14 protein-coding genes are annotated in these 13,754 nt (G+C 74.5%); 4 read left to right on the top strand and 10 right to left on the bottom strand.

Going from position 1 to position 13,754, the window contains the following annotated elements; all coding sequences use genetic code 11:
• Positions 1 to 55: 55 nt before the first annotated feature.
• Complete coding sequence (locus tag BOQ63_RS19670; RefSeq protein ID WP_072654706.1) at positions 56 to 595, bottom strand: pyridoxamine 5'-phosphate oxidase family protein; 540 nt, start codon at positions 593 to 595, stop codon at positions 56 to 58.
• 207 nt (positions 596 to 802) lie between these two features.
• On the opposite strand from BOQ63_RS19670, the gene BOQ63_RS19665 reads away from it, so the two are divergent.
• Positions 803 to 1,732 (top strand): DMT family transporter, encoded by a 930-nt coding sequence (locus BOQ63_RS19665; protein ID WP_037830525.1) that lies wholly within the window; start codon positions 803 to 805, stop codon positions 1,730 to 1,732.
• A gap of 27 nt (positions 1,733 to 1,759) precedes the next feature.
• On the opposite strand, the gene corA is transcribed toward BOQ63_RS19665, so the two are convergent.
• Positions 1,760 to 2,881 carry a magnesium/cobalt transporter CorA gene (gene corA / locus BOQ63_RS19660; RefSeq protein ID WP_030287444.1) on the bottom strand — a complete coding sequence of 374 codons (1,122 nt, stop codon included), beginning with the start codon at positions 2,879 to 2,881 and terminating at the stop codon, positions 1,760 to 1,762.
• A gap of 405 nt (positions 2,882 to 3,286) precedes the next feature.
• Here corA and BOQ63_RS19655 point away from each other — a divergent pair, with 405 nt between their 5' ends.
• On the top strand, positions 3,287 to 3,928 hold the full coding sequence (locus BOQ63_RS19655) for a suppressor of fused domain protein (RefSeq protein WP_079183676.1): 642 nt from the start codon (positions 3,287 to 3,289) through the stop codon (positions 3,926 to 3,928).
• Between the two features lie 99 nt (positions 3,929 to 4,027).
• On the opposite strand, the gene BOQ63_RS19650 is transcribed toward BOQ63_RS19655, so the two are convergent.
• The 5 genes from BOQ63_RS19650 to BOQ63_RS19630 all read right to left on the bottom strand — a co-directional run bounded on the left by BOQ63_RS19650 (position 4,028) and on the right by BOQ63_RS19630 (position 9,589).
• A complete protein-coding gene (locus BOQ63_RS19650) occupies positions 4,028 to 4,888 on the bottom strand; it encodes a PHP domain-containing protein (protein WP_030287448.1) in 861 nt (286 codons plus the stop codon).
• Positions 4,889 to 4,948: 60 nt separating this feature from the next.
• Complete coding sequence (locus BOQ63_RS19645; protein ID WP_063736192.1) at positions 4,949 to 5,587, bottom strand: DUF6758 family protein; 639 nt, start codon at positions 5,585 to 5,587, stop codon at positions 4,949 to 4,951.
• Between the two features lie 355 nt (positions 5,588 to 5,942).
• On the bottom strand, positions 5,943 to 6,089 hold the full coding sequence (locus tag BOQ63_RS19640; RefSeq protein WP_094742985.1) for a DUF8834 family protein: 147 nt from the start codon (positions 6,087 to 6,089) through the stop codon (positions 5,943 to 5,945).
• Positions 6,090 to 6,480: 391 nt separating this feature from the next.
• Positions 6,481 to 7,356: an alpha/beta fold hydrolase gene (locus BOQ63_RS19635; protein WP_030287453.1), complete on the bottom strand. Its 876-nt coding sequence runs from the start codon at positions 7,354 to 7,356 to the stop codon at positions 6,481 to 6,483.
• A gap of 226 nt (positions 7,357 to 7,582) precedes the next feature.
• Positions 7,583 to 9,589, bottom strand: a complete 2,007-nt coding sequence (locus BOQ63_RS19630) for a DEAD/DEAH box helicase (protein ID WP_150476002.1) — start codon at positions 9,587 to 9,589, stop codon at positions 7,583 to 7,585.
• A gap of 702 nt (positions 9,590 to 10,291) precedes the next feature.
• On the opposite strand from BOQ63_RS19630, the gene BOQ63_RS19625 reads away from it, so the two are divergent.
• Positions 10,292 to 11,017 carry a ferritin-like fold-containing protein gene (locus tag BOQ63_RS19625; protein WP_030287457.1) on the top strand — a complete coding sequence of 242 codons (726 nt, stop codon included), beginning with the start codon at positions 10,292 to 10,294 and terminating at the stop codon, positions 11,015 to 11,017.
• A gap of 15 nt (positions 11,018 to 11,032) precedes the next feature.
• On the opposite strand, the gene BOQ63_RS19620 is transcribed toward BOQ63_RS19625, so the two are convergent.
• The 3 genes from BOQ63_RS19620 to BOQ63_RS19610 all read right to left on the bottom strand — a co-directional run bounded on the left by BOQ63_RS19620 (position 11,033) and on the right by BOQ63_RS19610 (position 12,514).
• The gene (locus BOQ63_RS19620) at positions 11,033 to 11,359 is read right to left on the bottom strand and encodes a hypothetical protein (protein ID WP_063776500.1); all 327 of its coding nucleotides are present in this window, start codon (positions 11,357 to 11,359) and stop codon (positions 11,033 to 11,035) included.
• Between the two features lie 133 nt (positions 11,360 to 11,492).
• The gene (locus BOQ63_RS19615) at positions 11,493 to 11,720 is read right to left on the bottom strand and encodes a DUF3107 domain-containing protein (RefSeq protein WP_030287462.1); all 228 of its coding nucleotides are present in this window, start codon (positions 11,718 to 11,720) and stop codon (positions 11,493 to 11,495) included.
• Positions 11,721 to 11,854: 134 nt separating this feature from the next.
• Complete coding sequence (locus BOQ63_RS19610; RefSeq protein WP_046386135.1) at positions 11,855 to 12,514, bottom strand: TetR/AcrR family transcriptional regulator; 660 nt, start codon at positions 12,512 to 12,514, stop codon at positions 11,855 to 11,857.
• Positions 12,515 to 12,736: 222 nt separating this feature from the next.
• On the opposite strand from BOQ63_RS19610, the gene BOQ63_RS19605 reads away from it, so the two are divergent.
• Positions 12,737 to 13,654, top strand: a complete 918-nt coding sequence (locus BOQ63_RS19605; protein WP_033347674.1) for an alpha/beta fold hydrolase — start codon at positions 12,737 to 12,739, stop codon at positions 13,652 to 13,654.
• The last annotated feature ends 100 nt before the right edge of the window (positions 13,655 to 13,754 follow it).

Below are 13,754 nucleotides of genomic sequence, written 5' to 3'. Positions count from 1 at the left end.
TACGCCCGGCCCGGTGGGGCACGTTAGCGGTCACGGGCGTACTCGGCGTGAACCTTTAGCGGCGCTTGAGGAGCAGTTTGGGCAGCCCGGCCGGGATCGGCCGGCGGGTGGTGGCCGGGGTGGGCATCGGACGGGCGGCGTGCGAGCCGTCCGGCATCGCGCCCGGACGCTCGGTCAGCGCGCCGGCCGGCTGCAGCCGCAGCACCCGGCACTCGCGTGCCCAACGCTCGGCGATCGTGTCGGTGTCGGGCGCGTTCAGTCGCTTGCCCTTGAGCTCCTCGACGGCGCCCAGCCAGGCCTCGCCGTCGGGCGCCAGCTCGACGACCTCGGCGTCCCAGCCGGTCAGCCGGCCGCCCTTGTCCTTGCTGCGCACCGTGACCACGGCCCGGGCGCCCGCGGTCAGGCCGTGCAGCGGCTGCTCGGCGCCGTCGCCGACCACCACTACCGCGCCGTCGTGCCAGGCGTGCCACAGCGGGCGGGCCTGGGACTCGCCGTCCGCGCGTACCCACAGCAGTCCGGACTTCTTCGCGGCCTCCTCCAGCAGGGCCTGGTCGAGGAAGTCGTCGGCGGTCGTGGCGGCGGAGTTGCGGTCCATGACGGACAGCGTACGGGTTTCCGGCCTCCGCCCGTCCGCCGGATGTCCACGTGCGGCCCGTCGGACGTCCGCCGGATGTCCACGTGCGGCCCGTCGGACGTCCGCCGGATGTCCCCGGACGTCTTATCCTCCGGGCGACAGTTCCATTGGCGGGCCACGGGCCTTACCGTATGACCGCCCCACCACCGCGACCAGCGAAGGAGCGCCGTGCCCGCCGCCCGGCCCGCGACCGCCCCCGCCCCTGCCACCGCCGCCGACCCGCGGCCCACGCAGCCGCTCCCCACCCTCGACCTGCTGCTGCTCGCCGTCTCGATCGGTGGCATCTCCTTCTCCGGCCCGCTGATCTCCGCCACCGCCGCGCCCGCACTGGCCATCGCCTTCTGGCGCAACGTCATGTCGGTCGGCGCCCTCGGCCCGTACGCCCTGCTGCGCCACCGCGCCGAACTGCGGGGGATCGGCCGCCGGGCACTGCTGCTCGCGGTCGCCGCCGGGGCACTGCTCGCGGTGCACTTCGCGCTCTGGATGCCCAGCCTGCGGATGACCTCGGTGGCCTCCGCCACCGCCCTGGTCACCACCACGCCGCTGTGGACGATCCTGCTGATGCGGCTGTTCGGCGTCCGCGCGCCGCGGATGGTCTGGCTCGGCACCGTCGTCGCCTTCGCCGGCGTGCTGGTGCTGACCGGCGTGGACCTCTCGATGTCCCCCCGCGCGCTGCTCGGCGACGCGCTCGCCCTCGCCGCGGGCTTGGCCGCGGCCGGGTACATGCTGCTGGGCGCCGAGGTCCGCAGGACCGTCAGCACCACCGCGTACACCCTGGTCTGCTACGCCACCACGGCGGTCGGCCTGCTGGCGATCTGTCTGGTCACCGGGACGCGGCTGTCCGGCTGGTCGGCCGGTGCCTGGTGGCAGATCGTGCTGCTGATGGTCACCGCGCAGCTGCTCGGGCACTCGCTGAGCAACCGGGTTGTGCGCAACCTCGGTCCGTCGATCACCTCCACCGCGATCCTGCTGGAGACCCCGGGCGCGGCCCTGATCGCCGCCCTGTGGCTCGGCCAGTGGCCCCCGGCGGCCGCCTACCCGGCGGTGGTGCTGATCCTGCTCGGCCTGGTCCTGGTCGCCCGCGGCGGGCGCAGGTAGGCAGCAGGCGGGCGGGCGTCGCGGGCGCTACAGCCAGCCGTTGCGGCGGAAGCCCCGGTACATCCCGATGCAGATCAGCGTGATCGCGCCGAGCACCATCGGGTAGCCGTACGCGTGGTGCAGCTCGGGCATGTAGTCGAAGTTCATGCCGTACACACCGGTGATCATGGTGGGCACCGCGAAGATCGCCGCCCAGGCGGTGATCTTGCGCATGTCCTCGTTCTGCGCGACCGACACCTGCGCCAGGTTCGCCTGCAGCAGCGAGTTCAGCAGCTCGTCGAAGCCGTGCACCTGCTCGGTGACCCGGGCCAGGTGGTCGGCGACGTCCCGGAAGTACTTCTGCATGTCCGGGTCCACCAGCCGCTGCAGCGGCTCGGACAGCTGCTGCATCGGACGCAGCAGCGGCGCCACCGCGCGCTTGAACTCCAGTACCTCGCGCTTGAGTTGGTACACCCGACCGACGTCCGCGCTGCGCGCGCCCTTGGCCGAGAAGACGCCGTACTCGATCTCGTCCACGTCGTTCTGCAGCCGTTCGGCGACCAGCAGGTAGTTGTCCACCACGTGGTCGGCGATCGCGTGCAGCACCGCGGCCGGGCCCTTGGCGAGCAGCCCCGCCTCGTCCGCGTCCGCCTCCAGCCGGTGCCGCAGCTCCTGCAGCGAGCCGTGGCCGCCGTGCCGCACGGTGATCACGAAGTCCCGCCCGGCGAAGACCATCAGCTCACCGGTCTCCACCACCTCACTGGTGGGCGTGAGTTGGTCGTGCTCGACGTAGCGGATGGTCTTGAAGACGGCGAACAGCACGTCGTCGTAGCGCTCCACCTTGGGCCGCTGGTGCGCGTGCACCGCGTCCTCCACCGCGAGCGGGTGCAGGCCGAAGCGCTGGGCGATGCCCTCGAACTCGGCCCCGGTCGGTTCGTGCAGCCCGATCCAGCTGAACGACCCACTGCTGTCCGGGAGTTGGTGCGCCGCCTTGACCCGGCGGGCGGCCTCGCGCGGGCTGCAGGTCTCCCCGTTGCGCCGGCCGTGCTGGTACACCGCGCAGTCCACGACCGCCGAGCCGCTGCCCTCCGGCACGGCGTCGTACGCCCCGGCGGCGCCCCGGCGGCGGTTGGTGCGGACGGCGGCACGCAGGCTGTTGATCATCGACATGACAGGCTCCCTGGGAGAGGAGCCGTCGCACGGCGGCGCGGTAGGGCCGCGGGGCAGGGCCGTGGTGCGACGGCGCGGAACACCGGTGAAAAGGGATGAGGGGTGCTCTCCCGGCCGGTCCGTCCGCCGCCGGCCCGCGCCCTGGGCAACTACGGCTGGATCAGCCGCTGAGGCCGGAGGGGCGGGGGATGCGGGGAAGTCGGGTCCGGGCAGAGCTGCCGGTACTGCATGGTCGGCCGGTATCCACCGCAACCACCTCCTTCGCGCCGCCGCCCCGGGACGAACGATCCCGGTGGCCAGTCGCTCACCCTAACATCTGACCGAGCATCGGCGCCCGCGGGTTTCCCGGCCCCGCCCGTACGCCCCCGCGCGGACGCGCGGACCGCGCGGGTTACGCTCACCGGCATGGCGCACGACTTCCCGTCCTTCGGCGACCCCCACGGCGGCAGCTCCCCGGAACTCTCCCAGGAGGCGGTGCTGGCCGCCGTCGAGGCCCGGCTGATCACCACCTTCGGCGAGCCGAGCGGACGCGCCGCCGTCACCTTCCTCGGCACCGACCGGATCGAGGTGCTGCGCTTCGGCCCGGACGTCGAGGGACTGGTCCGCTACGCGACCCTCGGGATGTCCGCCGCTCCCATGGCCGACCCGACCGCGCTGGTCGCCGACCAGCTGCGCGGACCGCGCGCCGAACTGGTACTGACGGTGCGCGGAGGACGCGACGGCGTGCTGCGCAGCCTGGCCACCTTCGCCGCGACCCCGCAGGTCGAGGGCCTGGTGGTGGCCCCGGGCGGCTCGCTGGACCTCGGCGCCCCGCTGTGGGACGGCGCCCCCTTCACCTCGGTGCTGGCCGCCGAGCCGGGCGGCCTGGTCGAGGACCTGGAACTGGCCGAGCCCGCCGAGCCGGTGCGCTTCCTGCCGCTGCTGCCGATGACGCCCAACGAGGCGGGCTGGAAGCGGGTGCACGGCGCGGCCGCGCTCCAGGAGCGCTGGCTGGACCAGGGCACCGACCTGCGCGACCCGCAGCGGCGGGGCGTCAAGCTCGACTGACATCCCGACCCCGGCCGGCCGCACCAACGTCAGGGCGTACGGCGCTGCCCACACGCCCTGACCGCGCTCCGGTACGCCGGGGCGCGACACCACGCGCCGTCAGCGCGTGATCGGCTTCGCCCCGGTCGCCTGGGCGAGCAGCGCCTCGTACACCTCCGGGTCGGTGGTGTGCTCGCCGAGTCGGACGGTCTTGCGGCCGCCGTGGTAGTCGCTGGAGCCGGTGACCAGCAGGCCGAGGTCGCCCGCCAGGCCGCGCAGCCGCCGCCTGGTCTCCTCGTCGTGGTCGGTGTGGTCGACCTCCAGCGCGGCCAGCCCGGCCGCCGCGAGGTCGGCGATCACCTGGTCCGGGACCGTCCGGCCGCGCTTGACCGCGCCGGGGTGGGCGAACACCGGCACCCCGCCGGCCGCCCGGACCAGCCGGACCGCCGCCACCGGGTCGGTCTCGTGCTTGCGGACGTCCGCCCGGCCGCCGTTGGCCAGCCAGTCCGGGGTGAAGGCGTCCGAGACGGTGCCGACCACACCCGCCTCGACCAGCGCGCTGGCGATGTGCGGGCGCCCGACCGAGCCGGCCCCGGCGATCCGCTGCACCTGCTCCCAGCTGATGTCCGCCCCGAGTTCCCGGCAGCGCTCGACGACCGCCCGGCCGCGCCGGAACCGGTCGGTGCGCACCAGCTCCCGCTCGCGCGCGAACTCCGGCTCCTCGGGGTCGAACAGGTACGCCAGCAGGTGCATGCTGATGCCGTCCACCACGCACGACAGTTCGGCCCCCGGGACGACGGTCAGCCGGGTGCCGTCCGGCAGCGCGTGCACCGCGTCGGCGGCCTCGGCGTGGCCGGCGACGGTGTCGTGGTCGGTCAGCGCGACCACGTCGAGGCCGGCGACGACCGCCGCCCCGACCAGCTCGGCCGGGCTGTCGGTGCCGTCGGAGGCGTTGCTGTGGGCGTGCAGGTCGATGCGCACGGGGCGGACTCCTGGAAGCTCGGGGTGCCGCCCAGGATAGGCCGTCCGGCTGTCGTGCGGTCAGCCCAGCAGCCGGGGGGAGAGCGCCCCGCAGGGCAGCAGGTCCAGTTCGGCGCCGGCCTCGCGCAGGTCGGTGAGCACCAGTTCGTCGTACATCACCAGGGCGGACTGCTCGGGCCAGGCGATCGCCCAGATCCAGAGCCCGCGGGCCTCGCCCACGAACACCGCGCGGTCCGCCGGGGCGTCCGGGACGTGGAACATCGGGGTGGGCCGCCCGGCGGCCATCAGCTTGGCGTCGGCGGGTTTGTACAGGCCGACCGAGTCGCCCGGGTCCGGCCCCGGGAGTCCGGCGTAGCGGGCACCGAGCCCGACGCCGAGCTCCTCGGCGACCAGCACCAGCTCGCCGAAGCCGCCGAGCGGGGCGGGCCCGGAGCAGGCGACGGCGGTGGCCCGGGCGCCGGAGACGTCGTCGCCGACGTGGGCGATGCCGGTGTAGAGCCAGCCGACGGGGAGCGGCCAGGGCAGCCAGACGGGGACCTGCGAGCGGGCGACGGCGACGCCCAGGGCTTCCACGCTCGGGGGCAGCACGGGCTGCATCGGGTGAACGGCTCCGTGCCGGTCGCACTGCCAGGTGTCCGAAAAAAGACCGGGGGCGCGGACCCGACCGGCGCACCTCGGGCAGCTTGGCTCGCCCCTCATAGCCGACAACGCTCCTCCCTCCGGTCCGCCGCGTCAAGGACGATCACCCGTACGGACGGCTCGGCGGCACTGTCGGTGCTGGACGCCCGGCCGGCGCGGGTGGGGTGCGGCACGGGCGGCGGTCCCCGTTGGGGGATGTCCCGTGGCGGGTGGCGGCAAACGTCCCGGGGCCGGGGCGGGGGCGGTGCCGGAAGTCGGGGCGGCGCCGGAAGTCGGGTCGGGGCCGGACGCACTGACGCCCCGTCATCGGCGATCGCGGTGACGGGGCGTCAGTCGGGTATCGGTACGTCCGGATCGGACGCTCCCGGCTCGTCGGCGGCGGGTGGGGCCTCCCGTTCGGAGGCGCCGCGCTGGGTCAGACGGTCGGGCACGGGCGGATGAGCAGGCGTTCGCCGGTGCGGGCGGCGTCCTGGACGAGCTCCCGAACGGTCTCGGCGTCGGCGATCACGCGGTCGGTCGCGGAGCCGTCGACGTCGTCCAGTCGGAGGATCTCGAAGCGCATGGGCTTGGTCATGGGCGTCTCCTTTCCGGGCCCCGGCATGCGGGGCGGTTGCGGCTGAGTGGGTATCAGCCCTTTCGGGGTCCTGCGGATCCGGCGCTGGAGCCGGATCGGGCGGGTCGTATGTGCGGCGGTCTGCTGCGGCAAGGGCTCCCCCTGCTTGCCTGGTGCGTCCAATGCCTGGTGAACCACGGTGTCGTGGCGGTGCTACCGGGCCGTTGCCCGTCCGTAACGCCCGGGTTTCGGCTGATCGGTACCCGGTGCGGGCCGGCGATGATTCCCGGACAGAATCAAAGATTACCGTAACTAACGAATTTTGTCCTGCGTTGAGACCGGTCGAACCGCCGGAAGTGGTAGAGACCACTTCGGTGGGGCTGCCGCTCGGCGGCGCCGCTCAGGCCCAGAACGCGGCCAGCGCCCGGGCCGTTGCGGCCGGCTGCTCGGCGTTGGGGGAGTGCCCCGCGTCCGCGACCACCACCCGGCGGGCGCCCAGCCGCTCCGCCATGCCGCTCTGCTCCGGCACCGGCCAGGCGTAGTCCCGCTCCCCGGACAGCACCAGCACCGGCAGCGCCCCGGCGGTCACCGCGGCCAGCTCGTCCACCCGGTCCGGCGCGGCCACCAGGTGCCCGCCGGTGACGGCCAGCGCCCGCGGCACGTTGGCCACCCAGCGGCGGTGCAGGAACTTCGCGACGGCCGGCTCCAGGACGGGCTTCGGCTCCCCGCTGCTCTCGTCCATCTGCCGCATCACCTGCCAGATCTCCTCCAGGGTCATCACCGGCAGGACGTCCAGCAGCAGCTTGGTGCGGGCCGCCTCGGCCGGGTCGATCGGCCCCGGGCCGGTGGCCATCAGGGTCAGCGATCGCCAGGGCAGCGGGCCCTCCGCGGCCGCCGCGAGCACCGCCTCCCGGACCACCTGGCCGCCGAAGGAGTGCCCCAGCAGGTGCAGCGGGCCGTCCTGCGCCAGCACCTCGGTCAGCGCCCGGACGTCGGCGCCCAGCGCGTCGACGGTGTACGCCGCGTCGTCGTCCGGTCCGCCGGTCTCGTACTGGCCCCGCTGGTCCACGGCCGTCACCCGGTACCCGGCGGCCACCAGCGGTTCCAGCAGCGCGATGAAGTCCTCCTTGCTGCCCGTGAACCCGGGCACCAGCAGCGCCGACCCGCGCACCGGCCCGTCCGGCTCCGCCCGCAGCGCGGCGAACTCCCCCCGCGCGGTCACCACGCGCTCCGCCCGGGCGCAGTCGGGCAGGGTCAGGAACGGCGGAGTACTCATCAACGGCTTCCCTTCCGCGACAGCGACTCCCCGAGCGTATGCCGTCCCGGCACCCCGCCCCACCAGCCGGGACGCCCGCGCGGCGTGTCGGCTTCCCGGCCGTGCGCACAGGCTGCGCGGGCCGGGGGCGGGAGCCCCGGGGCGTCGTCCTCGTCGTGCGGCGCGGAAAAGCCCGAGGGGGCGGACCGGGCTGGGGACCCGGTCCGCCCCCTCGGGGCGGGGTGTGTCAGCCCTCCGGAGTGGTCTCCGGGGTGGCCACGGCCTTGCGGGTCCGGGTGCGCTTGCGCGGAGCCGGCACCTCGGCGGCCGGGGCCTCGGCGGCCGGGGCCTCCGGGGCGGTCTCGGCGACGGCCTTGGGCTTGCGCGCGCGGGTCCGGGTGGCCGGCTTCTCCTCGGCCGGGGCCTCGGTCGCCGCGGCGGCCTCGACGGCCTCCGCCTTGGGCTTGCGGGTCCGGGTGCGCGTCGCGGGCTTCTTCTCGGCCGGTGCCTCGGCCGGAGCCTCGACGGGGGCCTCGGTCACGACGGCCGCCTCGACGGCCTCGGCCTCCGCCTTCGGCTTGCGGGTGCGGGTCCGGGTGGCCTTCTTCTCGGCCGGGGCCTCGGCGGGAGCCTCGACGACCGCGGCCGCCTCGACGGCCTCGGCCTTCGGCTTGCGGGTGCGGGTCCGGCGCGGCTTCTCCTCGGCCACCGGCTCCGCCACGGCCACGGCGGCCTCGACGACCGCGACGGCCTCGGTCACGGCCTCGGCCGCCACCGCGGCGGTCTCGTTCACCGCGGCGCCACCGCGCGAGCGGCGGCGACGGCGGCGCGGAGCGGTGTCGCCCTCGGCACCCTCGACGGCCGGAGCCGCCTCGGTCACCGCGGCGGCGACAGCGGCCGTCCCCTCGGCGCCCTCGGCGAGCTCCGCGCCACGGCGGGTGCGGCGGCGCTCACGGGTCCGGCGCGGCTTCTCCTCCGCCGCCGGGGCCTCGACGGCGGGGCTGCCGGAGCCGCCACGCCCGCCACGGCCACCGACGCGGGCGGGGCGGGCGCCCCGTCCGCCGGTCTCGCCGAGGTCCTCGATCTCCTCGGCGCCGAGACCGGCCCGGGTGCGCTCCGAGCGCGGCAGCACGCCCTTGGTGCCAGGCGTGATCTTCAGCAGCTCGTACAGGTGCGGCGAGGTGGAGTAGGTCTCCTCCGGCTCGTTGAACGGCAGGTCCAGCGCCTTGTTGATCAGCTGCCAGCGCGGGATGTCGTCCCAGTCGACCAGGGTGACGGCGGTGCCGGAGGCGCCGGCCCGGCCGGTGCGGCCGATCCGGTGCAGGTAGGTCTTCTCGTCCTCGGGGCACTGGTAGTTGATGACGTGGGTGACGCCCTCGACGTCGATGCCGCGGGCGGCCACGTCGGTGCAGACCAGCACGTCGACCTTGCCGTTGCGGAAGGCGCGCAGCGCCTGCTCGCGCGCGCCCTGGCCGAGGTCGCCGTGGACGGCGCCGGCCGCGAACCCGCGCTGGGTCAGCTGGTCGGAGACGTCGGCGGCGGTGCGCTTGGTGCGGCAGAAGATCATCGCCAGCCCGCGGCCGTCGGCCTGCAGGATGCGCGAGACCATCTCGACCTTGTCCAGCGAGTGCGCACGGAAGATGTGCTGCTCGATGTTGGCGACGGTCGTGCCGGTGTCGTCCGGGGCGGCGGCCCGGATGTGGGTCGGCTGGCTCATGTACCGGCGGGCGAGGTTGATGACCTGGCCCGGCATGGTGGCCGAGAACAGCAGGGTCTGCCGCTTGGCCGGCAGCATGGTGATGATCTTCTCGACGTCGGGCAGGAAGCCCAGGTCGAGCATCTCGTCGGCCTCGTCCAGGACCAGCGCGCGGACCTTGGACAGGTTCAGCTTCTTCTGCCCGGCCAGGTCCAGCAGGCGGCCCGGGGTGCCGACCACGATGTCGACGCCCTTGGTGAGCGCCTCGACCTGCGGCTCGTACGCCCGGCCGCCGTAGACCGCGAGCACGCGGACGTTGCGGACCTTGCCGGCGGTCTGCAGGTCGTTGGTGACCTGGGTGCAGAGCTCGCGGGTCGGGACGACGATCAGCGCCTGCGGGAAGTCGGAGAGCTGCTCCTCGGTGGCCCGGCCGGCGTCCACGTCGGCGCGCACGGTGCACCGCTCGATCAGCGGGAGGCCGAAGCCGAGGGTCTTGCCGGTGCCGGTCTTGGCCTGGCCGATGACGTCGTGGCCGGTCAGGGCGACCGGGAGGGTCATCTCCTGGATCGGGAAGGGATGGACGATGCCGACGGACTCGAGCGCCTCGGCGGTCTCCGGGAGGATCCCCAGATCCCGGAACGTCGTCTTGATGGGTTCAGCGGTGGTGGACAGGGTGCTGCCTCTTCCGTTTTCGGAGGGGCCGAGAGCGAGCGGCGGGCGGGCAGCCGCGCGGCTGCGTACGGGCCTGGGCGGCCCCGAATACAGCTGCGCGGACGCACAACCGCGCCGGTCCCTGCGGCCGGCCGGTGCGCGCGGCCCGATGGCGGGGCGCGTCGCCGGCGGCGTCGGGGAGGGTTCCCGTGAGGGACCTGCGCGGGACCTCCGCCAGGGGGCGTGGTCTCGGCGGCCCTCGCTCGGCCACTGATGCGGTGCCAAGGCTTGAAGTCCAAGCCATGGTCGGAGCCGATCGGCTCTCCGACCGGGCATCCGCGTACGTGAGTACCCGTGCCTCCGGTGCGGACACGTCCGAGGGGGACGGCGCCGCTAGGGAGCGGGCTCGTGCGGGTCACCGAGACGGCGGCGACACCGTGCGAACACGACGGGGCTCCGTACCACCATACAGTCAGGCGACGACTCGAACACGTGACGCGTCTGACATCGTTCCCGGCGAGCGGGCCGCGAGCGGCCGATCCCGCAGGTCACCCGGTTGTCCCGGGCGGTGCGGCGGGGGTTCGAGGACAGGCCTTAGGGTGGCGGGTCATGGAGACCCATGGTGAGACGCAGGACGGTGCCGACTCGATCGGCGACTGGGCCACGTGCTCGGCCGAGCCGGGCTACCGCGCGGCGGTGCTGGATCTGCTCGGCGCGCTCGCGTACGGCGAGCTGAGCGCCTTCGAGCGGCTCGCCGAGGACGCCAAGCTGGCGCCCGACCTCGCCGACAAGGCGGCGCTGGCCCGGATGGCGTCCGCCGAGTTCCAGCACTACCAGCGGCTGCACGACCGGCTCGCCGAGATCGGCGCCGACCCGCAGGAGGCGATGCGCCCCTTCGTCGAGCCGCTGGAGCTCTTCCACCGGATGACGGCGCCCTCGGACTGGCTGGAGGGCCTGGTCAAGGCCTACGTCGGCGACGCCATCGCGACCGACTTCTACCGTGAGGTGGCCGTCCGGCTGGACGACGACACCCGGGAGCTGGTCCTCGGCGTCATGTCCGACACCGGCCACGGCCAGTTCGCCGTCGACAAGGTCCGCCAGGCCATCGAGGCCGACCCGCGGGCCGGCGGGCGGCTCGCCCTGTGGGGCCGGCGGCTGATGGGCGAGGCGCTCAGCCAGGCCCAGCGGGTCGTCGCCGAGCGGGACGCGCTGTCCAACCTGCTGGTCGGCGGCGTCCACGTGAAGGGCTTCGACCTGGTCGAGGTCGGCAAGATGTTCAACCGGATCACCGAGGCGCACACCAGGCGGATGGCCGCCCTCGGCCTCGCGTCCTGACGGGCAGGCCCCTGGCTAGGCCGGCCGGTGCCGCCGCGGCGCGCGGTGGGCGCCGGCCCGGTGCGGGCGGTGCCGGTGCGCCGGGGCCCGCCCGGCGGCCAGGTCCGGCCGGGCCAGCAGCGAGGTGAGCACACCCGCGGACAGTGCCGCGAACGCCACCGCGACCACCGGGTGGCGCCCGCCCAGGCAGAAGTGCGCGACCGCCCCGCCGAGCAGCGCCGCCGCCAGCGCCGTCCCCGCCACCGTCGGGCGGGAGGCCCGGAAGTACCCGGGCAGGCCCAGCAGCGCGGCCGCGGCCACGACCAGGCCCACCAGCGCGAAGGCGATCGATTCGACCAACAAGGCGGCCTCCCGGGGGACGGGCGTACGGCACCGGCGCCGTACCTGTCGCCGTACCCCGGCCGATCCGTCCGTACACACGACGGTGCCCCGCTCCCGGTGGGGAACGGGGCACCGAAGGATGAGCGGTGGCGCCTCAGAGGGTGCCGAAACCGACCTTGCGGGCGGCCTGCTCGCCGATCTCCACGTACGCCAGGCGCTCGGCCGGGACGATGACGCGGCGGCCGTGCTCGTCGGTGAGCGAGAAGAGCTTCGAGGAGCCCTCCAGTGCCTTCGCGACCGCGCTCTCGATCTCATCGGCAGTCTGCGAGCTCTCGATCACGATCTCGCGCGGCGTGTTCTGCACGCCGATCTTGACCTCCACGGCTTCCGTCCCTCCGGGGTTGCAGCCTCCACGCGCGGGCACCGGAGCGCCTGGAACAAGCGTTCGCGGCGACCGCGCCGTACGGCTTCACCATAGAGCACCCGATCACCGCCCCGGCGAAGGTCAGCGGATCGTCAGCGCTGAGCGGAACCCTCCGCCGTGAGGTCGCCCGGGTGCATCGGGAAGCCCTTCAGCCCCCGCCAGGCCAGACTGGCGACCAGCCGCACCGCCTCGTCGCGCGGGATCTCCAGCCCCTGCGACAGCCAGTACCGGGCGGTGATCTGGGCCAGGCCGCAGACCCCGGCGGCCAGCAGCTTCGACTCCGACTCCGGCAGGTCGGTGTCCTCCTGGATCACCTTGCTGACCAGCGTCGCGCTCGCCTCGGAGGCCCGCTCCACCCGCTCGCGCACCGCCGGCTCGTTCGTCAGGTCCGACTCGAAGACCAGCCGGAAGGCGCCCGACTCGCTGGAGACGTAGTTGAAGTACGCCTCCATCGTCGCGGCCACCCGCAACTTGTTGTCGGTGGTCGTGCCCAGCGCCTCGCGGGTCGACTCGACCAGGGCGTCGCAGTGCTTGTCCAGCAGCGCCAGGTACAGCTCCAGCTTCCCGGGGAAGTGCTGGTACAGCACCGGCTTGCTCACCCCGGCGCGGTCGGCGATGTCGTCCATGGCGGCCGCGTGGTAGCCCTGCGCGACGAACACCTCCTGGGCGGCACCGAGCAGTTGTTCACGGCGGGCGCTTCGCGGCAGGCGGGCACCGCGCGGGCGCTCCTGCGCCTCCTGGATGGCCGTCACGGCGCTCCTCACTTCGGGCTTGTTCGGGGCTGGCAAGAGGGCCGATTCTACTTTTCGGTAACCGCGCCCGCGTTCGGCGAAGGCGAGAAAAGCTGCCCGGTCCCCTTGTCAGGAGCCCACAATACGGCGCTGACCTCGGCCCCGGCAGTGGTGTGACGAGGGATGGGACAGCCGCACCACCCCCCGCCGCCGCCCACCCGGGGCTCACTACCATCGTCCACCATGAGCAGCGCTGAGCAGCAGGTACGTACGGTCGAGGTCCCCGGCGCGGTGCTCGCGGTGCACCGGCCCGCCGAGGCGCCCCGGATTGCCGCCGGCCGCACCGACGGGCGCCAGCCCGGGCTCTTCGTGCACGGACTCGGTGGCTCCGCCGCCAACTGGACCGCCCTGATGGAGCGGCTCTCCGGCCTCGTCGACGGCGAGGCCGTCGACCTGCCCGGCTTCGGCCACTCCGACCCGCCCGCCGACGGCAACCTCAGCCTCTCCGGCCACGTCCGCGCCGTCATCGGCTACCTGGAGGCCTCCGGCCGCGGACCCGTCCACCTGTTCGGCAACTCGCTCGGCGGCGCCGTCGCCGTCCGCCTCGCCGCACTGCGCCCCGACCTCGTCCGCACCCTCACCCTGGTCTCGCCCGCCCTGCCCGAACTGCCCCCGCAGCGCTCCGCCTGGTCCACCGGCCTGCTCGCCCTGCCCGGCCTGCCCGCGCTGCTGCGCCGGCTGCCCGGCGGCCGGCGCGACGCCGAGGCGGCCACCGAGGACCTGCTGCGCCTGGTCTACGGCGACCCGGCCGGCCTCAGCCCGGTCGCCCGGGCCGAGGCGGTGGCCGAGTACCGGCGCCGGATGGACCTGCCGCACGCCATGACGGCCCTGGTCGGCTCGGCCCGCGGCATCGTCTCCGCGTACACCGAGCGCGGCGACCAGGCGCTGTGGCGCCAGGCCGAGCAGGTGCAGGCGCCGGTGCTGCTGGTGTACGGGCTGCGCGACAAGCTGGTCGCCTACCGCTCCGCCCGCCGGGCCTGCGCGGCCTTCGCCGACGCCCGGCTGCTGGTGCTGCCGGAGTCGGGGCACGTGGCGATGATGGAGCACCCCGACGCGGTCGCCCGGGCCGTGCGCGAGCTGATCGCGGCCACCGCCCGCTGAGACGGACGGGGAGACCCGGCGCACAGCGCCCGCTAACGCCCCGGTCGTGGGCGAGGTCACGGCGGTTCACTCGTTCAGGTGGCACGCAGGCATGTGAGCG

The organism is Streptomyces viridifaciens, assembly GCF_001888885.2.
GTDB classification, from domain to species: Bacteria; Actinomycetota; Actinomycetes; order Streptomycetales; family Streptomycetaceae; genus Kitasatospora; species Kitasatospora aureofaciens.
Note: the sequence above shows the minus strand (reverse complement) of the source record. Positions and strands in the feature narration are given on the sequence as shown.

Excerpts from the sequence above, each read along its gene's own strand:
- BOQ63_RS19655 (WP_079183676.1), top strand. The coding sequence starts at position 3,287 with ATGGCGCACGACTTCCCGTCCTTCGGCGACCCCCACGGCGGCAGCTCC.
- BOQ63_RS19630 (WP_150476002.1), bottom strand. The coding sequence starts at position 9,589 with ATGACCCTCCCGGTCGCCCTGACCGGCCACGACGTCATCGGCCAGGCC.
- BOQ63_RS19605 (WP_033347674.1), top strand. The coding sequence starts at position 12,737 with ATGAGCAGCGCTGAGCAGCAGGTACGTACGGTCGAGGTCCCCGGCGCG.
- BOQ63_RS19625 (WP_030287457.1), top strand. The coding sequence starts at position 10,292 with ATGGAGACCCATGGTGAGACGCAGGACGGTGCCGACTCGATCGGCGAC.
- BOQ63_RS19670 (WP_072654706.1), bottom strand. The coding sequence starts at position 595 with ATGGACCGCAACTCCGCCGCCACGACCGCCGACGACTTCCTCGACCAG.
- BOQ63_RS19635 (WP_030287453.1), bottom strand. The coding sequence starts at position 7,356 with ATGAGTACTCCGCCGTTCCTGACCCTGCCCGACTGCGCCCGGGCGGAG.
- BOQ63_RS19645 (WP_063736192.1), bottom strand. The coding sequence starts at position 5,587 with ATGAGGGGCGAGCCAAGCTGCCCGAGGTGCGCCGGTCGGGTCCGCGCC.
- BOQ63_RS19640 (WP_094742985.1), bottom strand. The coding sequence starts at position 6,089 with ATGCGCTTCGAGATCCTCCGACTGGACGACGTCGACGGCTCCGCGACC.
- corA (WP_030287444.1), bottom strand. The coding sequence starts at position 2,881 with ATGTCGATGATCAACAGCCTGCGTGCCGCCGTCCGCACCAACCGCCGC.